Origin of the sequence: Pseudonocardia hierapolitana, from assembly GCF_007994075.1 — a bacterium.
Lineage (GTDB): Bacteria > Actinomycetota > Actinomycetes > Mycobacteriales > Pseudonocardiaceae > Pseudonocardia > Pseudonocardia hierapolitana.
Genome location: NZ_VIWU01000001.1, coordinates 4,849,023 through 4,867,951, shown reverse-complemented (window position 1 = coordinate 4,867,951; position 18,929 = coordinate 4,849,023). Strand labels below are relative to the sequence as shown.

General features: G+C 72.6%; 19 protein-coding genes and 1 tRNA gene. 11 read left to right on the top strand and 9 right to left on the bottom strand.

Features of this window, described 5'->3' with window-relative positions:
- Window positions 1–68: 68 nt before the first annotated feature.
- The 7 genes from rpmE to argS all read right to left on the bottom strand — a co-directional run bounded on the left by rpmE (window position 69) and on the right by argS (window position 9,559).
- Window positions 69–290 (bottom strand): 50S ribosomal protein L31, encoded by a 222-nt coding sequence (rpmE, locus tag FHX44_RS23245; protein ID WP_142050139.1) that lies wholly within the window; start codon window positions 288–290, stop codon window positions 69–71.
- A gap of 131 nt (window positions 291–421) precedes the next feature.
- Complete coding sequence (gene rho / locus FHX44_RS23240) at window positions 422–2,689, bottom strand: transcription termination factor Rho (RefSeq protein ID WP_147257727.1); 2,268 nt, start codon at window positions 2,687–2,689, stop codon at window positions 422–424.
- Between the two features lie 317 nt (window positions 2,690–3,006).
- The gene (gene thrB / locus FHX44_RS23235; RefSeq protein ID WP_147257726.1) at window positions 3,007–3,909 is read right to left on the bottom strand and encodes a homoserine kinase; all 903 of its coding nucleotides are present in this window, start codon (window positions 3,907–3,909) and stop codon (window positions 3,007–3,009) included.
- A complete protein-coding gene (gene thrC, locus FHX44_RS23230; RefSeq protein WP_147257725.1) occupies window positions 3,909–4,985 on the bottom strand; it encodes a threonine synthase in 1,077 nt (358 codons plus the stop codon). Before thrC ends, thrB begins: the two co-directional genes overlap by 1 nt.
- A complete protein-coding gene (locus FHX44_RS23225) occupies window positions 4,982–6,301 on the bottom strand; it encodes a homoserine dehydrogenase (RefSeq protein ID WP_281287905.1) in 1,320 nt (439 codons plus the stop codon). The genes thrC and FHX44_RS23225 overlap by 4 nt, the downstream gene beginning before the upstream one ends.
- A gap of 166 nt (window positions 6,302–6,467) precedes the next feature.
- Window positions 6,468–7,913, bottom strand: a complete 1,446-nt coding sequence (gene lysA / locus FHX44_RS23220) for a diaminopimelate decarboxylase (protein WP_147257724.1) — start codon at window positions 7,911–7,913, stop codon at window positions 6,468–6,470.
- Entirely contained in the window at window positions 7,910–9,559 is a 1,650-nt protein-coding gene (argS, locus tag FHX44_RS23215) for an arginine--tRNA ligase (protein WP_147257723.1), read from the bottom strand. Before argS ends, lysA begins: the two co-directional genes overlap by 4 nt.
- Window positions 9,560–9,679: 120 nt before the next feature.
- On the opposite strand from argS, the gene FHX44_RS23210 reads away from it, so the two are divergent.
- The 6 genes from FHX44_RS23210 (at window position 9,680) to FHX44_RS23185 (ending at window position 13,151) form a co-directional block, all read left to right on the top strand.
- Window positions 9,680–10,471 (top strand): thioredoxin-like domain-containing protein, encoded by a 792-nt coding sequence (locus tag FHX44_RS23210; protein ID WP_147257722.1) that lies wholly within the window; start codon window positions 9,680–9,682, stop codon window positions 10,469–10,471.
- Between the two features lie 5 nt (window positions 10,472–10,476).
- Window positions 10,477–11,175, top strand: coding sequence for a DUF305 domain-containing protein (locus FHX44_RS23205; protein WP_246170544.1), 699 nt, complete (start codon window positions 10,477–10,479; stop codon window positions 11,173–11,175).
- A gap of 35 nt (window positions 11,176–11,210) precedes the next feature.
- A tRNA-Arg gene (locus FHX44_RS23200) sits at window positions 11,211–11,282 on the top strand.
- A 336-nt stretch (window positions 11,283–11,618) separates the two neighbouring features.
- Entirely contained in the window at window positions 11,619–11,981 is a 363-nt protein-coding gene (locus tag FHX44_RS23195) for an ArsR/SmtB family transcription factor (RefSeq protein ID WP_147257720.1), read from the top strand.
- The gene (locus FHX44_RS23190; protein WP_147257719.1) at window positions 11,965–12,486 is read left to right on the top strand and encodes an SRPBCC family protein; all 522 of its coding nucleotides are present in this window, start codon (window positions 11,965–11,967) and stop codon (window positions 12,484–12,486) included. The genes FHX44_RS23195 and FHX44_RS23190 overlap by 17 nt, the downstream gene beginning before the upstream one ends.
- Window positions 12,486–13,151, top strand: a complete 666-nt coding sequence (locus FHX44_RS23185; protein ID WP_147257718.1) for a dihydrofolate reductase family protein — start codon at window positions 12,486–12,488, stop codon at window positions 13,149–13,151. Before FHX44_RS23190 ends, FHX44_RS23185 begins: the two co-directional genes overlap by 1 nt.
- Before the next feature lie 96 nt (window positions 13,152–13,247).
- Here FHX44_RS23185 and FHX44_RS23180 read toward each other — a convergent pair whose 3' ends face one another.
- Entirely contained in the window at window positions 13,248–13,733 is a 486-nt protein-coding gene (locus tag FHX44_RS23180; RefSeq protein WP_246170543.1) for a TetR/AcrR family transcriptional regulator C-terminal domain-containing protein, read from the bottom strand.
- Window positions 13,734–13,765: 32 nt separating this feature from the next.
- On the opposite strand from FHX44_RS23180, the gene FHX44_RS23175 reads away from it, so the two are divergent.
- The gene (locus tag FHX44_RS23175; RefSeq protein WP_246170542.1) at window positions 13,766–14,773 is read left to right on the top strand and encodes an MFS transporter; all 1,008 of its coding nucleotides are present in this window, start codon (window positions 13,766–13,768) and stop codon (window positions 14,771–14,773) included.
- Between the two features lie 8 nt (window positions 14,774–14,781).
- Complete coding sequence (locus tag FHX44_RS23170; RefSeq protein ID WP_147257716.1) at window positions 14,782–15,972, top strand: FAD-dependent monooxygenase; 1,191 nt, start codon at window positions 14,782–14,784, stop codon at window positions 15,970–15,972.
- Between the two features lie 34 nt (window positions 15,973–16,006).
- Here FHX44_RS23170 and FHX44_RS23165 read toward each other — a convergent pair whose 3' ends face one another.
- A complete protein-coding gene (locus tag FHX44_RS23165) occupies window positions 16,007–16,294 on the bottom strand; it encodes a putative quinol monooxygenase (protein WP_147257715.1) in 288 nt (95 codons plus the stop codon).
- 101 nt (window positions 16,295–16,395) lie between these two features.
- On the opposite strand from FHX44_RS23165, the gene FHX44_RS23160 reads away from it, so the two are divergent.
- The 3 genes from FHX44_RS23160 to FHX44_RS23150 all read left to right on the top strand — a co-directional run bounded on the left by FHX44_RS23160 (window position 16,396) and on the right by FHX44_RS23150 (window position 18,870).
- Window positions 16,396–17,049, top strand: coding sequence for a maleylpyruvate isomerase N-terminal domain-containing protein (locus tag FHX44_RS23160; RefSeq protein WP_147257714.1), 654 nt, complete (start codon window positions 16,396–16,398; stop codon window positions 17,047–17,049).
- A gap of 112 nt (window positions 17,050–17,161) precedes the next feature.
- On the top strand, window positions 17,162–17,581 hold the full coding sequence (locus FHX44_RS23155) for a YciI family protein (RefSeq protein ID WP_147257713.1): 420 nt from the start codon (window positions 17,162–17,164) through the stop codon (window positions 17,579–17,581).
- The gene (locus tag FHX44_RS23150; protein WP_147257712.1) at window positions 17,554–18,870 is read left to right on the top strand and encodes an RNA polymerase sigma factor; all 1,317 of its coding nucleotides are present in this window, start codon (window positions 17,554–17,556) and stop codon (window positions 18,868–18,870) included. The genes FHX44_RS23155 and FHX44_RS23150 overlap by 28 nt, the downstream gene beginning before the upstream one ends.
- The last annotated feature ends 59 nt before the right edge of the window (window positions 18,871–18,929 follow it).

Below are 18,929 nucleotides of genomic sequence, written 5' to 3'. Positions count from 1 at the left end.
GCTCCCTCCTCCCTCGTCCGGACATGCCGACGGCGCCCACCGAATCGCGGTGGGCGCCGTCGAGTGAGCTACTTCTTGTTGCCGGCCCGCTTGCCGTAGCGCGCCTCGAACCGGGCGACGCGGCCGCCGGAGTCGAGGATCCGCTGCTTGCCGGTGTAGAACGGGTGACACGCCGAGCACGTCTCGACCGTCATCTTGCCGCTGGTCTTGGTGCTGCGGGTGGTGAACGAGTTGCCGCAACCGCAGACGACCTGCGTCTCGACGTACTCGGGGTGGATGCCTGAACGCACGTTGGTTCCTCTCGATGTGGCGCCGGGTCCCTGCGACACGCAGGGTGAACCGGGGCCGGAGCGTGACGTCCCATTCAACCATCCGGGCCGCCCGCGGATTCCCGCGGGCGGCCCGGATCGGCTGGGTCGGGTCAGTCGTTGTCGGCGCCCGGGGTGCTCTTCGCGACCTGCATCAGGAACTCGATGTTGGTGCGCGTCTTGCGGAGCTGGGTGAGCAGCAGGTCGATGGCCTGCTGGTCGTCCAGCGCCGCGAGCACCCTGCGGAGCTTGACCATGACGGCGTACTCGTCCGGCGACATGATCAGCTCTTCCTTGCGGGTGCCGGAGTCGCCCACGTCGATGGCCGGGAAGACCCGCTTGTCGGCGATCTTCCGGTCGAGCCTGAGCTCGGCGTTGCCGGTGCCCTTGAACTCCTCGAAGATCACCGTGTCCATCGTGGACCCGGTCTCGACCAGCGCCGTGGCGAAGATCGTCAGCGAGCCGCCGTCCTCGATGTTGCGCGCGGCGCCGAGGAACCGCTTCGGCGGGTACAGCGCCGTGGAGTCGACACCACCGGACAGGATGCGGCCCGACGCCGGCGCGGCCAGGTTGTAGGCCCGGCCGAGGCGGGTGATGTTGTCGAGCAGCACGACCACGTCGTGGCCCAGCTCGACGAGCCGCTTCGCCCGCTCGATCGACAGCTCCGCGACCGTGGTGTGGTCGGTCGGCGGCCGGTCGAACGTGGACGCGATGACCTCGCCCTTCACCGACCGCTGCATGTCGGTGACCTCCTCCGGCCGCTCGTCGACGAGGACGACCATGAGGTGGCATTCGGGGTTGTTCGTGGTGATCGCGTTGGCGATGTTCTGCATGATCGTGGTCTTGCCCGCCTTCGGCGGCGACACGATCAGCGCTCGCTGCCCCTTGCCCACCGGCATGACCAGGTCGATCACGCGCGTGGTGAGCTTGTGCGGCTCGGTCTCCAGGCGCAGCCGCTCGTTCGGGTAGAGCGGGGTGAGCTTGGTGAACTCGGGCCGCTGCTTCGACGTCTCCGGGTCCTGGCCGTTGATCGTGTCGACGCGGACCAGCGGGTTGAACTTCTGCCGCGACTGCTCGCCCTCGCGGGGCTCGCGCACGGCGCCGGTGATCGCGTCGCCCCGGCGCAGCCCGTACTTGCGGACCATCGACAGCGACACGTAGACGTCCGTGGGCCCGGACAGGTAGCCGGTGGTGCGGACGAAGGCGTAGTTGTCGAGGATGTCGACGATGCCGGCGACCGGCAGCAGCACGTCGCCGTCGCGCACCTCGGTGTCGACGTTGCCCTGGCCGCCGCTGCCGCTGCTGCGGTCGCGGTCGCGGTCCCGGCCCCGACGGCGGTCGCGGAACCGGCGGCCGCGCCTGCCCCTGCCGTCGCCGTCGTCGTCGCCGTCGTCGTCCGGACGGTTGTCGCGGGGGCCACGGGTGTCGGAGCGGGTGTCGCTCCGGTTGTCCGGACGGTCGCCGCGGTTGTCGCGGTTGCTGTTGTCGCGGTCGCGGTTGTTGTCCCGGTCGCGGCTGCTGTCGCGGTCGCGGTCGCGGTTGTTGTCGCGGTCGCGGTTGGTGTCACGCGCGTCGCGGTTGCTGTCCCGGTTGTCCCGCCCGCCGCGGTCACGACCGCCCTCGCGCCGGTTGTCGGGGCGCGCGTCGCCGCTGTCGCGGCCGCCCTCGCGCTGCTCCTCGGCCGGGGCGGCGCTCGTCGTGGCCTCCGCCTGCTGCTGTGCCTGCTCGGCCTGCTGCTCGGCGCGGTTGCGCCGGCTCTGCCGGGTGCGCCGGGTGGGCGCGGCGGTGTCGGCGGCCTCGGTGCCGGTGCTGGTACCGGCCGCGGGGGCGGAGCCGTCGGTGTCGGCGGGCTTCTCCGCCTTCTCCACCTTCTCGGCCTTCTCCACCTTCTCCGCGGTGTCTGCCGTGTCGGCAGCGGGAGCGGCGGTGGTGGCCGGGGCGGCAGGAGCGGCGTCGGCGACCGCGGCACCGTTCACGGTGGACGTGACGGACGGCGCGCCCGCAGGCCGCGAGGCTGCCCGGCGACGCCGGGTGGGGGCCGCCGCGGGGGCGGCGTCGGCAACGGGAGCGTCGGCAGCGGGGGCGGAGGCAGGAGCAGCGCCGTTGACGGCGGGCGCTTCGGCGCTCGCCGGAGCGGCGGCGGCCTCGTCACCGGTGCCGGGGAGGGTGGGCTGGGCGGCGGCGGAGCGCTTGCGGCTCGGCGGCGCACCCTGCTTCTCCTTGATGGCGGCGATCAGGTCGCCCTTCCGCATCCCGGCGATGTCCGGGATGTTCAGCTCGCCGGCCAGCTGGCGGAGCTCCGCCAGCACCATGCCGCTGAGGCCGCCGCGCTTGCGAGGGGCGGGGGCAGCCTCGGTGCTGACGAGATCGGTCTCGCTCACAGATGTCCTTCCTGACCGACCGGGCCTCCAGCCCTGGTCAGCGGGATTCACACACTCGCCCGGACGGTGTGCCGGACGACATATCGGTCAACGGGTCGCGGGAAGTGCGGCCGCCCCGACAGCAATGGGGACGATCGCCGCGACGCTCCGGGGAAGAGGCCGCTCGGGTCGGAACCGGTCTGGCGCGATGGATCTTGCGGATTCCGGCTCGAGTGGCCACGCGGATGCCGCGTGGATCGCCGTTGCGGTGCCGAGCGTAGACGGTCTGCCCTGATCGCGGCAACAACCCCCTGTCATGGCGCGCCGGGAGGACGGACTCAGTCGATCTCCACCGTCGCACCCACCCCGTCGACGGGCAGCGCGAGGGCGGTGAAGCCGTGAAGGTCCAGGTCCGGCGGCAAGGTGCCGTCGGTGGTGAGGGCCAGCACGGTGGGGCCCGCTCCCGAGATCGCGGCCGGGATGCCGCGGTCACGCAGCGTGTCGACCAGGGCGGCCGACGCCGGATAGGCCGGGCGCCGGTAGTTCTGGTGGAGCCGGTCCTCCGTGGCCGCGAGCAGCAGCTCGGGGCGCTGGGTGAAGGCCAGCACGGCGAGCGCGGTGCGGCTGCCGGTGAAAGCGGCGTCGGCCAGCGGGACGCGCTCGGGCAGCAGCCCGCGCGTGGTGCTGGTGAGCGACTCGATTCCTGCGACGAGCGCAACCGGATGGATGCCCGGGTGCGTCTCGAGCCGTACAGCGTGGAAGGGCCGCGGGTTATTCCCGGTCGCTTCCCAGGCGACAACGAACCCGCCGAGCAGGCTGGCCGCCGCGTTGTCGGCGTGGCCCTCCATCCCCGCCGCGACGTGCAGGATCGTGTCGCGCTCCAGCTCCGCGTCGCGCCCGGCGAGCACGACGGCCGCCGTCGCGCCCGCCACGGCGGCGGCCGCCGAGCTGCCCAGCCCGCGCGAGTGCGGGATCGCGTTGTTGCACCGCATCCGGATGCCGGGCGGGGCGTCCCCGACCACGTCCCATGCCGAGCGCATCGCCCGCACCACGAGGTGGGCCTCGTCGCACGGCACGCGGCCCGCGCCCTCCCCGGTCACCTCGATCGCGACGCCGTCGGACGCCACCGACACCTCGACCTCGTCGTACAGGCCGAGCGCGAGCCCGAGCGTGTCGAAGCCGGGCCCGAGGTTCGCCGACGAACCCGGCACCCGCACCCGGACCTCGCGGGGGCGACCCATCAGCGCAGTTCCAGGGCGGCGGCGACCGCTCCCGGGTCGATCGGCACCACGGTGGGCTCGGGCGCGGTGAGCAGCGCGCTGTCGGGGTCCTTCAGCCCGTGACCCGTCACGGTGCACACCACGAGTGAGCCGCGGGGCAGCGTGCCGTCGGACGCGGACTGCAGCAGCCCGGCCACGCTCGCGGCCGACGCCGGCTCGACGAACACGCCTTCCCGCGCCGAGAGCAGGCGGTACGCGGAGAGGATCTCGTCGTCGGTGACGGCGGCGAAGCGGCCGTCCGACTCGTCGCGCGCGGTCATGGCGCCCGCCCACGAGGCCGGTGCGCCGATCCGGATCGCGGTGGCGATCGTCTCCGGCGCCGCCACGGGCGCGCCGTGCACGAGCGGGGCGGCGCCCGCGGCCTGGAACCCGAACATGCGGGGCGGCGTGTGGATCAGCCCGTCGGCGAGGTAGGCCTTGTACCCCTGCCAGTACGCGGTGATGTTGCCCGCGTTGCCCACCGGCAGGCAGTGCACGTCGGGGGCGCGGCCGAGCTCGTCGCAGATCTCGTACGCCGCGCTCGCCTGTCCGGCGATCCGGGTGGGGTTCACCGAGTTGACCAGGGCGGCAACCGGGTAGTCGGCCGTGGTCTTGCGGGCGAGCTCGAGGCAGTCGTCGAAGTTGCCGTCGATCTGCAGGATCCGGGCCCCGTGCGCCACGGCCTGGGCCAGCTTGCCGAGCGCGATCTTGCCCCGCGGCACGAGGACGGCGCAGGTCATCCCCGCGCGTGTGGCGTATGCGGCGGCGGAGGCGGAGGTGTTACCGGTGGACGCGCAGAGCACACCCTGCTTGCCCTCGGCGAGCGCGTGCGTGACCGCCATGGTCATCCCGCGGTCCTTGAACGAGCCCGTGGGGTTGGCACCGTCGACCTTGAGGAGCACCTCGCAGCCGGTGGCCGCGGACAGGTGCGGCGCCGGCAGCAGCGGCGTGCCGCCCTCGCCGAGCGTGACGACCGTCCACCCCGGCTCCACCGGCATCCGCTCCCGGTAGGCCTCGATCACCCCTGGCCAGCGGGTGAGCTTCTGCGCGGCGGTCATCCCGCAACTCCCTTCCGGCCCAGGTCCTCGACCCGAAGCACGCTGTGGACACCGTGCACGACGTCGAGCCCGGCCAGCACGTCCACCGTGGCGGCGAGCGCCGCCTCCGGCGCCTTGTGCGTGACGACGACGATCCGCGCGGACCCGTTGTCGTCGCCCTCGCCCGTCTGGCGGGCCGCGGCGATGCTCACACCGTGGTGGGCGAACTCGCCGGTGATCGCCGAGAGCACGCCCGCGCGGTCGGCCACCTCGAGGCTCACGTGGTACCGGGTGCGCAGCGTGCCCATCGGCCGCACCGGCAGGCTCGCGTACGCCGACTCGCGCGGCCCGCGCCCGCCCAGCACCCGGTTGCGCGCCACCGCGACCAGGTCACCGAGCACGGCGCTCGCCGTGGGCGCGCCGCCTGCGCCCTGTCCGTAGAACATCAGCTGTCCCGCCGCGTCCGCCTCGACGAACACCGCGTTGTACGCGCCGTCGACGGACGCGAGGGGGTGCGCGGCCGGGATCATCGCCGGGTACACGCGCGCCGAGACCGACTCGGGGACGCCGTCCTCGGCAGGGGTGCGCTCGCAGATCGCGAGGAGCTTGATCACGCAGCCCATCGCCGACGCCGCCGCGATGTCGGTCGCGGTGACCGCGCGAATGCCCTCGCAGTGCACGTCCGCGGCGTTGACGCGGGTGTGGAAGGCCAGCGAGGCGAGGATCGCGGCCTTGGACGCGGCGTCGTAGCCGTCGACGTCGGCGCTCGGGTCGGCCTCGGCGTAGCCCAGCCGCGTGGCCTCCTCGAGGGCGTCGGCGTAGCTCGAACCGGACGCGGCCATGGCGGAGAGGATGAAGTTCGTGGTGCCGTTGACGATGCCGGCGACCCGCGTGATCCGGTCTCCGACGAGCGACTCGCGCAGCGGGCGCAGCAACGGGATCGCCCCGGCGACGGCCGCCTCGTAGTACAGGTCGACGCCGGATGCGTCCGCGGCCTCGGCGAGCGCGGGCCCGTCTTCGGCGAGCAGCGCCTTGTTGGCGGTGACCACCGACTTGCCGCTCTTGAGCGCCTCGAGCAGCAGCGTGCGGGCCGGCTCGATGCCGCCGATCACCTCGACGACCACGTCCACGTCGTCGCGCGTGACGAGGCCGGACGCGTCGGTGGTGATCAGGTCACCGAGGTCGGAGTGCTTGTGGGGGCGGCGCACGGCCACCCCGGCCAGCTCGACGGGCGCGCCTGCGCGGGCGGCCAGCTCGTCGGCCTGCTCGCGCAGCAGCCGCACGACCTCGCGGCCGACGGTGCCGCAGCCCAGCATGGCCACGCGGATCGGTTTCACGCCCCGATCCTCGCTGGTGCGCTCCCGTGAACGGCACCCCGGGTGCGCACTCTTCGCTCTCCCTCGCTGCGCTCGGTCGGCTTCGCCGGGCACTGTGCCGATGGCACGCTCGCAAGCTCGCGTGCGGGGCGCAGGCGCTGTGACGTTGATTCGCTCGCAAGCTCGCTCATGACGCCGAGGCCTCCAACCGGAACTGGTCCTCGAGCGTCTCGCGGCGCAGCAGGGCCCGCGCCTCGCCGTCGCGCACGGCCACCACCGCGGGGCGGGGCAGGCGGTTGTAGGAGCTCGCCATCGAGTAGCAGTAGGCGCCGGTGGCGGCCACGGCCAGCAGGTCGCCGGGGGCGAGGTCGGCGGGCAGCCAGCAGTCGCGCACCACGATGTCGCCGCTCTCGCAGTGCTTGCCGACCACCCGCGAGAGCACCGCGTCGCCGCTGCCGTCGCGCTCGGAGGAGCGGGAGACGAGCCTGCAGTCGTACACGGCGTCGTAGAGGGCGGTGCGGATGTTGTCGCTCATCCCGCCGTCGACGCTCACGTAGCGCCGCATCGAGGCCCCACCGAGCGGCACGTCCTTGATCGTGCCGACGGTGTAGAGCGTGATCCCCGCCGGTCCGGCGATCGCCCGGCCGGGTTCGACCGCGATCTTCGGTACGTCGAGGTCCTCGGCGTGGCACTCCCGCTTGACGATCCCGCGCAGCTCCTCGGCGAGCTGCGGTACGTCGACCGGGGTCTCGTCGGCCCGGTAGGCGATGCCGAACCCGCCACCGAGGTCGAGGGTGGTGAGCGCGTGCAGCGCGTCGGCGCCGTGTTCCTTGTGCAGCCGGGCGAGGAACCGCACGACGCGGTGGGCGGCCACCTCGAAGCCCTCGGTGTCGAAGATCTGGCTGCCGATGTGGCTGTGCAGGCCCACGAGCTGCAGGCCGTCGGCCGCGAGCACCCGCCGCACCGCCTCGGCGGCCGCGCTCGCCTCGCCGCCGGAGATCGAGAAGCCGAACTTCTGGTCCTCGTGGGCGGTGGCGATGAACTCGTGCGTGTGCGCCTCGACGCCCACGGTGAGGCGCACCATCACCGGCACGACCACGCCGCGCTCGCGGGCCACCGCGTCCAGGCGGGCGATCTCGTGGAACGAGTCGAGCACGACCCGGCCCACGCCCGCCTCCACGGCGGCGACCAGCTCGTCGAGGGACTTGTTGTTGCCGTGCAGCGCGATCCGCTCCGGCGGGAAGCCGGCGCGCAGCGCGACGGCCAGCTCGCCGCCGCTGGCGACGTCCAGGCTCAGGCCCTCCTCGGCGACCCAGCGCGCCACCTCGGTGCACAGGAACGCCTTCGCCGCGTAGTGCACCGCCTCGGCGCCGAACGCGGCCGCGAACTCGGCAGCGCGGGACCGGAAGTCGGCCTCGTCGATCACGAAGAGCGGGGTGCCGTAGCGCTCGGCGAGGTCGCGCACGTCGACGCCTGCGATCTCCACCGCGCCGCCTGCTGAGCGGGCGGCGGTGCGCGGCCACACCGCAGGCGCCAGCTCGTCGAGCCCGGCGGCGTCGACGGGACGGGCCCCCGCGGTCTCCGGCGGGACCGAGATCCCGGCGTGCAGCGGGCCGGCCGGATGCGCGTTCACATCCGCTCCGGAGCCGAGACGCCCAGCAGCCCGAGGCCGTTGGCGAACACCTGGCGCGCGGCGACGCAGAGCGCCAGCCGGGCCCGGTGCAGGTCGGTGACCTCCTCGTCGCCCATCGGCAGCACGCGGCACGTGTCGTAGAACTTGTGGTACGCGCTCGCCAGCTGCTCCAGGAAACGGGCCACCCGGTGCGGCTCGCGCAGCTCGGCGGCCGCCGCCACGACGGACGGGAACTCGCCGATCGTGCGGATCAGGTCGCCCTCGCGCGGGTGCTCCAGCAGGCCGTAGGCGTCCCCCGGCTCGACGCCCATGTCCGCGGCGTTGCGCGCGAGCGAGGCCAGCCGGGCGTGCGCGTACTGCACGTAGAAGACCGGGTTGTCGTTCGAGCGCTTGACGAGCAGGTCGAGGTCGATGTCGAGCGGCGAGTCGACCGACGAGCGCACCAGGGAGTACCGCGCTGCGTCGACGCCGACGGCCTCGACGAGGTCGTCCATCGTGACCGTGTTGCCCGCGCGCTTGCTCATCCGCACCGGCTTGCCGTCCTTGACGAGGTTGACCAGCTGCCCGATCAGCACCTCGACCACGGCCGGGTCGTCGCCGAACGCCGCGGCGGCGGCCTTGAGCCTGCCGATGTAGCCGTGGTGATCGGCGCCGAGCATGTAGATGCACAGGTCGAAGCCGCGCGAGCGCTTGTCGCGCAGGTACGCCAGGTCGCCCGCGATGTAGGCGGGGTTGCCGTCGCTCTTGATGACCGGCCGGTCCTTGTCGTCGCCGAAGTCCTTGGACCGCAGCCACCACGCGCCGTCGGCGAAGTAGAGGCTGCCGGAGTCCTTCAGCCGCTGCACCGCCGCGTCGACGGCACCCGACTCGTACAGCGACTGCTCGTGGAAGAACACGTCGAAGTCGGTGCCGAACTCGTGCAGCGTGCGCTTGATGCTGTCGAACATCCGCCCGACGCCCACGCGCCGGAACACCTCGTCGCGCTCGGCGTCGGGGAGGTCGAGCACCCCCGGCTCGGCCGCAACGACGTCCTGGGCGACCTCGCCGATGTAGGCACCCGCGTAGCCGTCCTCCGGGGTCGGACGGCCCAGCGCCGCCGCGACGAGCGACCGGACGAACCGGTCGATCTGCGAGCCCGCGTCGTTGAAGTAGTACTCGCGCGTGACCTTGGCGCCCCGCGCCGACAGGACCCGGCCCAGCGCGTCGCCGACCGCGGCCCAGCGGGTGGCGCCCATGTGCAGCGGGCCGGTCGGGTTGGCGGAGACGAACTCCAGGTTGACGTTGCGACCGGAGTAGTCGTCGCCGGCGCCGTAGCCCTCGCCCGCCGCGAGAACGTGCCCGACGAGGGCGCCCTGGGCGTCGGCCCCCAGCCGGATGTTGATGAAGCCGGGACCCGCCACCTCGGCGCCGGCAACGCCATCGCGCCCGGTGAGCTCCTCGGCCAGCCATCCGGCCAGGTCACGCGGGGCGACGCCGGCCTTCTTGGCGGTGCGCATGGCCAGGTTGGTGGCGTAGTCGCCGTGCTCGGGGTTGCGCGGCCGTTCCACCGTGACGTCCGCGGGCAGCGCCGTGAGGTCCAGGCCGCGTCGCGTCAGGACCTCGGACGCAGCGGCACGGACCAGTTCGGCAAGCACGTCGGGAGTCACCCGTCAAGTTTAGGCAGGTGCGCTCACGGGTTTCTCATGCGCCGCTCCTACACTCGGTTGTCGCAAGGGCCGTCCGAGTGATGGCGCGCGCACCCCGAGATTCCGAGGTCTGGACGGTTCATGGTCAGCGGCAAGACGAGCAAGGCGGTCCGCAAGTCCCGGCCGACGGTGGTCGTGCAGAAGTCCACCCCGTGGGGACTCATCGCCGCCGTCGTCGTCGTGGCGCTCTTCGCCGGCGTCGTCTTCGGCTACGCGTTCATGCGCAGCCAGGAGAACCAGGCCCAGGCCGACGCGATGGCGCCGTTCACGCCCACCGCGGAGAAGCAGGACCCGTCCACCCAGATCGCCGGCGTGGTGGTCCAGCCGTACGAGGGCGGACTGCACGTCGACCGGGCCACCCGCGTCGCGTACACCCACAACCCGCCGATGGGCGGCGCCCACGACTACAGCTGGGCCACGTGCAACGGCGTCGACTACCCGGTGGCCATCCGGAGCGAGAACGCCGTGCACTCGATGGAGCACGGGGCCATCTGGATCACCTACAACCCGGACCAGGTCACCGGCGCCGCGCTGGAGACGCTGCGCAGCAAGGTCGACGGCCAGCCGTACACGTTGATGTCACCCTTCCCCGGGCAGGACCAGCCGATCTCCCTGCAGTCCTGGGGTCACCAGCTCAAGCTGGCGGACGCGAACGACCCGCGGATCGACCAGTTCATCCACGCGCTGCGGCTGAACCAGTACCAGTACCCCGAGCCCGGCGCGAGCTGCAACGAGGTCGGCCCGCAGGAGGGCGGCTTCCAGCAGGACAACCCGCCGCCGTTCGAGCCGGCCCCGGCTCCTGGCACTCCCGGCGCGTACCCGGAGAGCACGGTGCCGGCACCGGCCGGAGCAGCGCCCGCCGCCGGCTCCTGATGGCCGTGGGCACCCCCACCGCACCCGCCGAGGCGGAGCGGCCCGCTCCGCAGGAGGCGCGCTGGATCCGGCCCGTCCTCGCCGTCGTCGCGGTCGTCGGGCTGCTGCTGCTCGGCGCGGCGGGCGGGCTGCTCATCAGCGGCGTGCCCGGCTCGGGTCCGCCCGCCGTCCCGGCGACGGACTCGGTGGACGTCGGGTTCTCCCAGGACATGACCGTCCACCACCAGCAGGCCGTCACGATGGCCTCGTGGGAGCGCGACCACACCACCGACCCGGTCCTGCACCAGCTCGCCGCCGACATCGAGGCCACGCAGACCGCGCAGATCGGCCGCATGCAGGGCTGGCTGGAGCTGTGGGGCGCCTCGGCTCTCCCGGCCGGCGGACACATGGCCTGGATGACCGGGGCGACGCACGACCACGCCCCGGCACCCGCAGGCGGAGCCAGCACCATGCCGGGGATGGCGAGCGACGAGGAGCTCGCCGCCCTGCGCGCCGCGAGCGGCCCCCAGCTCGACGTCCTGTTCCTGCAGCTCATGCTGCGCCACCACGAGGGCGGCGCCGGCATGCTGCAGTACGCAACCGAGCGCGCGTCCGTCCCGCAGGTCCGGAACCTGGCCGCGCAGATGCTCCGCTCCCAGACCAGCGAGAGCGACTACCTGCGCCAACTGCTCACCGCGCGCGGGGGGCAACCCCTGCCGCTGTAGATCCGGGCGTGCGCTAGGGTTTACCTCATCGCACGGCCCCCGTAGCTCAGGGGATAGAGCACCGCCCTCCGGAGGCGGGAGCGCAGGTTCGAATCCTGCCGGGGGCACTCGATCGGCCGAGGTGTGCTCGCGGAGTGCGCGAGCCATCATCGAGTGCATTCGCCTTGCGGGGGCCAAGCCCCCGCACCCCCTGCCGGCGGGGCTCCGCCCCCCGGACCCCCCAGAACCGAGCTGCTCCGGCCAGAAGTCGGCGCACGGGCCCGCCGGAGGTGTGCCGCCGAGGGGCCGGTTCCGGCCATCTGTGCCCATTGCGCGCCCAAGTGGTGCCCGCCCTTCCCGCGGTCTTCCACCTGCCTCCCAGTCGCTGCGGGGCGTTGGTCACACAACCCCGCTCGTGATGCGGCTCCGTTGACACTTTCCGATATAGGCATATGATCGCCGCCATGGCACGAGCGGCGACGACCTCGGACGCGTTCAACGCGATCGCCGAGCCGCAGCGGCGGGAGATCCTGGTCCTGCTGCGGGGCGGCGAGCGGCCGGTGACCGAGCTGGCGCGGGATCTGGGGATGAGCCAGCCGCAGGCGTCCAAGCACCTGCGGGTGCTCCGGGAGGTCGGGCTCGTGCGGGTCCGCGGGGCGGGCAAGCAGCGGCTGTACGACCTGGACGCCCACGGGCTGCGGCCGGTGCACGAGTGGCTGGGCGGCTTCGAGCGGTTCTGGAGCGGGAGCTTCGACCGGCTGGACGAGTACGTGCAGGACCTGAAACAGGAACGGCGGGAGGAACCACCGGATGGCGACGACCAGTAGCGGCGGCGAGCCCGAACACGCGACCGCGGACCGCGAGATCGTGATGTCCAGGGTCATCAGCGCACCACGGGAGCTGGTGTTCGAAGCGTTCACGCAGGTCCGGCACCTGTCGGGGTGGTGGGGACCGGAGGGTTTCACCACCACCACGCGGTCCTTCGAGTTCCGCGTCGGCGGGGCCTGGGACTTCGTGATGCACGGGCCGGACGGGACCGACTACCAGGAGTGGATCACCTGGCGGGAGATCGTCCCGCCGGAGCGGATCACGCTGCTGCACGGCGAGTCCCGCGACGACCCCAACGCCTTCGAGTCGGTCCTGGCCTTCGAGCCGGCCGGGGACGAGACCCGGATCGTGATGCACACGGTGTTCCCCACCAAGGAACTCCGCGACGAGGCGGTGGAGAAGTACCACGCGATCGAGGGCGGCGAGCAGACCCTGCGCAACCTGGCGGCCTACGTCGCCGAACTCACCCGGAACGAGACCACCCCGAAGGGAGCGGAGAGCTGATGGCCGGGAAGGTGTTCTTCAGCGTGACGATGTCGCTCGACGGTTTCATGGCACCCGAGGCCGTGCCGGCCGAGGACGCCTTCTCGCCCGAGAAGCAGGACGACCCGGGCGTCAGGCGCTGGACGTCGAAGTGGTCGGAACTGCAGGCGTGGCTGTTCCCGCAGCGCTGGTTCCGGGAGAACCTCAAGCTCGGCGAGGGCGGCGAGGAGGGCGTCGACAACGACATCGCACGGGCGACGTACGAGCGCACCGGCGCGAGCGTCATGGGCAAGCGCATGTTCGACCTCGGCGAGCAGGCATGGCCGGCGGAGGCCCCGTTCCACACCCCGGTCTTCGTCGTCACCCACACCGAGCGCGACCCGTGGGAGCGGCCGGGCGGCACCACCTTCCACTTCGTCAACGACGGCATCGAGAGCGCGCTCGACCAGGCCCGCGAGGCCGCAGGCGACCGCGACGTCCGCATCGCCGGCGGCGGCGAGACGATCCAGGAGTACCTGGACACCGGCCTGATCGACGAGTTCTCGGTCACGCTCGCGCCCGTGCTGTTCGGCACCGGCATCCGCCTGTTCGACCGCGTGGACCCCGACCGCCTGGCCCTGAACCAGGTCCGCTCCGCCGCCTCGACCCGGGTGACCCACCTGACCTACACCGTCGGCAAGCGGTAGCCGGCGCCACGCCGGCCACACGTTCGCGTCGCCGTGCACGTGTTCGACGGCGTGCACCGTCACCGGGGCATGTGCACGGTGACGCGGACTCGCCGCTCAGCGGTAGGCGCGGAGGAACGCGTCCACGCCGTCGGTGATGATCTCCTGGATCTCCGACCTGCTCACCGCACCTGCCGGGTCCCCGTCGATCGCATCGAGGACGAGGCGCATGGTCAGCGCGTTGAAGTGCTGCACGGCACGGCGCGGATCGCTCACCTCGAGCTCGCCGGCCGCCGCGAGCTGCGCGAACCGCTCCTCCAGGAGCCGCACGCGCTCCTCGCCCGACCTGTCCGGCAGCCGTGGCGCCGACGCCGCGCGGGCGTTCAGGCGCCGGAAGGTCGCGTAGGTCGGTGACGGGACCGCGTCCGTCGTCATCCGCTGCAGGAAGGCGAGCAGGGCCTCGCGCAGGTCGCGCCCGTCGGTGAGCTCCTGCTCGATCGCCGTGCGCACGGTCGTGAGCATGGCGTCGTCGACGCGTCGGAGGACGCTCCGGAAGAGGGACAGCTTGTCACCGAAGTGGTCGTAGACGGTGCGCTTGGACACCCGTCTTCGCGCACCGCACTGCGATGGTCGTCGTGGGCATCGTGACCTCCGGATCCGCGGTGCTCAACATCGCTTCCCGGTTCCTCGTCGAGCGACTGGCCGTGGAGGTCGGCTTCCAGGTCCTGTTCGTGGTCGCGGCCGTCGTCGCGGCCGCGATGGCGATCTGCGTGGTCCTCGTCATCCCCGAATCCCGGGTCAGGACGCCGGGCCGGATCGATGTGGCCGGTGCGCTGCTCCTCGGCAGCGGCCTGGCCGGGGTGCTCAGCTACATCAGCCTCGGGTCGGAGTTCGGCTGGCTCGCCGCCGGTCCGCTGGTGCTCCTCGTCGCCGGCGCCGCGGCACTGGCCCGGTGGTTCCTGGTGTCGAGCCGCAAACCCGAACCCTTGATCGACGTCCGGAACCTCGGCCTGCCGCTGGTGCTCACGCTCCTCGTCCTCTTCCTCGCCGCCGGTTCGTACCAGAGCGTGCTGCAGCTCATCCCGCTCATCGCCGACGTCTCGGCGGGCCAGCAGCTCGGCTACGGGCTCGCCGACCAGGGATCGGTGGCGCTGTTGCTCGCCCTGCCCGCGATCGGCGTCACGCTCGGGGGTCCGCTGTCCGGTCTGCTCGCGGCGCGCATCGGGCCGGCCGTGACGCTGGCCGGTGCTGTGCTGCTCGGGCTGGTGGGCATCCTCGGGATGTTCCTCGGGGCCTCCCAGCTGCCCGCTGCGCTCGGGTCCGCGTTCCTGCTGGGTCTGACGGTCGGAGCGCTCGGGACAGCCGGCTTCAACATGGCGGGCAGCCTGGCGCCCGCCGACCGGCAGGGCGTCGTGTCCAGCCTGGTGATGGTCGTGATCGCGATCGGTTCGGTGGTCCTCAACTTCGTGGGTGCGGCGGTGCTCACGTCCACCACCGCGGTCGTCGACGGCGACACGGTGAACACCGCCGCGGGTGTCTTCGGCTGCATCGCGATCGCCGCCGTCGCGTTCGCGGCCGCCGCGGTGCTGGCCGTCGAGTTGGTGCGCGGATCGCGACCGATCCGCGCGGAGTCGAGGAGTTGACGAAGGACATGGCAACGGCGACGAAGGGCACGGTCCTGGTCTCCGGCGCGAGCATCGCCGGCCCGGCCGTGGCGTACTGGCTGCACCGGTACGGGTTCGCGGTGACGGTGGTGGAGAAGGCTCCCGGGGTGCGCGGCGGCGGGTATCCGATCGACGTGCGGGGCACCGCGTTGGAGGTGGCCCGGCGGATGGGGATCCTGCCGCAGCTGCAGGAGGCGCACATCGAGTCGCGCCGCCTGACCTTCCTCGATGGCGACGGCAGCACGGTGGCGTCGGTCCATCCGCAGGCGGTGACCGGTGGGGTCGAAGGACACGACGTCGAGGTGCGCCGAGGGGACCTGACCGGTGTCCTGTACCGGACGGTGGCCGACGACGTCGAGTTCGTGTTCGACGACTCCATCGATGGCTTGACCCAGCACGAGCACGGTGTCGACGTCACCTTCCGCAGCGGCGTCCACCGCAGCTTCGACCTCGTGGTCGGGGCCGACGGCCTGCACTCGCGGACCCGGGAGCTCGTGTTCGGCCCCGAGGAGCAGTTCCACCGCTACCTGGGCTACTGCTTCGCCGGGTTCACGATGCCCAACACCTTCGGCCTCTCCCACGAGGGCGTGCTCTGGAGCACCCCCGGCCGGGGCGCGGCGCTCTACGCCGTCCGGGACAGCGCCGAGCTGCACGGCTTCCTCGTCTTCGCGCGCCCCGGACCGCCCTTCGACGCCTTCCGCGACCCCGCGGCCCAACGCGACCTCGTCGCCGCCGCATTCGCCGACGACGGGTGGGAGATCCCGGCGATGGTTGCCGCCATGCGCGACGCGGACGACCTGTTCTTCGACGTCGTGAGCCAGATCCGCCAGCCGCGCTGGACCAGCGGCCGGGTGGCGCTCGTCGGCGACGCCGCCGCCGCACCGTCGTTCCTGACCGGGCAGGGCTCCAGCCTCGCGCTCGTCGGCGCCTACATGCTCGCCGGAACGCTCGCCACCCATCGCGACCACACCGCCGCGTTCGCCGCCTACGAACGCGATACCCGCGGGTTCGTCGAGCTGAACCAGGCGCAGGTCGGCGAGGGCGCTGCCGCGCTCTTCCCGGCCACCGCCGAGGCCCTCGCGCAACGCAACGAGCGGCTCCGCGGCCTCACCACCCTGCCGCCGGAGACCGGGCGGCCTGCGCACACCGCCCTCACGTTGCCGACCTTCGCGGCGTAGGCGCACGCGGCCTGCCGAAACGAAGATGTCGAGCTCAGAAGGGCGGGCGGGTGCTCGCGACCTCGAAGGCCGTCACATCGACGTCGTGGAACGCGATGCCGGTGTCCGGCGCATGAGCCCGCGCCCGCCACGCCTCGATCGCGTCCCACGAGTCCCACCGCTCGTAGTTGTTGATCCGCCGGGGATCGACCGGGTCGGCCGTGATGGCCACGTCGAGACAGCCCGGTGCCTGGCGGGCCCGCTCGACGAGATCGCGGTGCTCCTCGACGAACCGGTCCCGCTCGTCCGCGTCGACGGTCACATGGCCGGCAATGATCCACATCAGGCAGCTCCCAGGTCGGCATCGTCGTACACCCCGGTATGACCGGCAGGCGCGGGGCGATTCATCGGTCGCCCTGGACCGGACCGCACTACCGTGCCGATGTGGATCTCTTCTCACGTTCCTGGGCAGCCTTGCGCGCGACGGTGGCCGGGCTCCCGGACACCGCCTTCGAACAGCCGTCCGGCTGCCGCGGCTGGCTCGTGCAGGACCTGGTGTACCACCTGATCGTCGACGCCCAGGACGTCCTGATCACCCTCGTCACCCCCACCGACGCGGAACCGACCCGCAACGCCGTCACCTACTGGGACGTCGTCGATGCTCCGGCCGGTGACGACCCGCTCGCCGCGCTGACCGTCCGCGTCGCCGCGGCGTACGGGGAGCCGGGGCTGCTCCGGTTCCACCTGGACGACGTCGGCTCCGCCGCCGGACGCGCGGCCGAGCTCGCCGACCCCGATCTCCGGGTCGGCACCAAGGACCAGGTCCTCACCGTGGGCGACTACCTGTCCGCGTACGTCCTGGAGTGGACGCTGCACCACCTCGACCTGATCACCCGTCTCCCGGACGTGGCGGGGCCCGCCGCCGACGCGCTGTCCCATTCCCGCGCCACGCTCGAAGCGCTCGCGGGGACGGCGTTCCCCGCGTCGTTCCCGGACGTGGACGTGCTGCTGATCGGCACCGGACGTCGTGCGGCGAGCGAGAAGGAGAAGACCGAGCTCGGCGAGGTGGCCGCGAGGCTCCCGCTCGTCCTCGGCTGATCGCCACCCCGCTCGAGGGAATCCGTGGGACCCGGTGTCGATCCCGGCGCTCCCCGTTCGACCTGGGGAGTGAGAGGGTCCGGACGGGACCCGCCGACACCAGGGGATGACCGTGAAGTACATGCTGATCATGCGCGCGACCGACGAGTCGTTCGCGGCGTACGCCGACGTCGACTTCGACCAGATCATCGAGTCGATGGGCAGGTACAACGACGAGCTGATCCAGGCAGGCGTGCTCGTCGCCGCCGAAGGGCTCGCCGACGCCGCCGAGGGTGTGGTGGTCGACTACTCGGCGGAGACGCCCGTCGTGACGGACGGGCCGTACGGCGAGACGAAGGAGCTGTTCGGCGGCTTCTGGATCCTCGACGTCGCGTCCAAGGAGGAGGCGGTCGAGTGGGCGAAGCGGGCACCGATGACCGGCCCCGGGGTGAAGGCCGAGATCCGCCGGGTGACGAGCATCGACGAGCTCCCGCAGGACAACGTGTGGATCCAGAAGGAGCGGGCATGGCGGGAGGCCACCGGCCAGCTGTGAGCCGCACCGAGCCCGGAAGCGGGCGAAGGGCGGTCGAGGCGGTCTGGCGGATCGAATCCGCGCGGATCGTCGGCGCCCTCGCCCGCTACACCGGCGACTTCGCGCTCGCCGAGGACCTCGGCCAGGAAGCGCTGGCCGAGGCGCTCGTCACGTGGCCGCGCGACGGCGTCCCGCACAACCCCGCGGGCTGGCTGCTCACCGTGGGCCGTCGGCGGGCCATCGACGGGTTCCGCCGCCGGTCGGCGCTCGACGACCGGTACGCCGCACTCGGCCGCGAGCTCGGCGAGGGCGACGCTCCGCCGGACGCAGACGTGCTCTGGGATCCCGACCGGATCGGCGACGACGTGCTGGCGCTGGCGTTCATCGCCTGCCATCCGGTGGTGTCGCGCGAGGCCCGGGTGGCGTTGACGCTGCGCGTGATCGGCGGCCTGACGAGCGACGAGATCGCGCGGGCGTTCCTGGTGCCCACGGCCACCGTGCAGGCGCGGATCACCCGCGCCAAGAAGACCCTCGCGGCGGCGCGCGTGCGGTTCGAGGTGCCGACGGGGCAGGAGCGCCGCGAGCGGCTGGGATCCGTGCTCAGCGTCGTGTACGTGATCTTCACCGAGGGCTCGACCGCGACGTCGGGTCAGGAGTTGATCCGCACCGATCTCGCGCACGAGGCGATCCGCATGGCGCGGATCCTCGCCCGCCTGATGCCCGACGAGCCGGAGGTCCTCGGCCTGCTCGCGCTGCTGGAGCTGACTGCAGCACGGTTCCCGGCCCGCACCGGCCCCGACGGCGAGCCGGTTCTCCTGGAGCAGCAGGACCGGGGTCGGTGGGACCGGGCGGCGATCCGCCGCGGACGCGCGGCGCTCGCGCGTGCCGAACGCGTCGGACGCGGGCTGGACGCGTACGGGCTGCAGGCGGCCATCGCGGAATGCCATGCCACCGCGCCGTCGGTCGGGGAGACGGACTGGGAGCGGATCGTCCTGCTGTACGACGCGCTCAACCGGCTCGCGCCCTCCCCCGTCGTCGAGCTCAACCGGGCGGTCGCGATCTCGATGGCCGAGGGACCGGCCGCGGCGCTGCGCGTCGTCGACGACCTCGCCGCGGCAGGCGCGCTCACCGGGTCCCACCTCCTGCCGAGCGTCCGCGGCGAGCTGCTCAGGCGCCTCGGCCGCGTGGAGGAGGCCCGGTCGGAACTGACCCGCGCGGCCGAGCTGAGCGGCAACGCCCGAGAGCGGGACCTGCTGCGACGGAAACGGGACGCCCTGACCACCGGCGCCACTTCACAGATCGAGTGGTGACGTCACACAGGGCCGGCGTTGTGTGAGGTTCGCACGGGATGTGTGAAGTACGAAGGGGG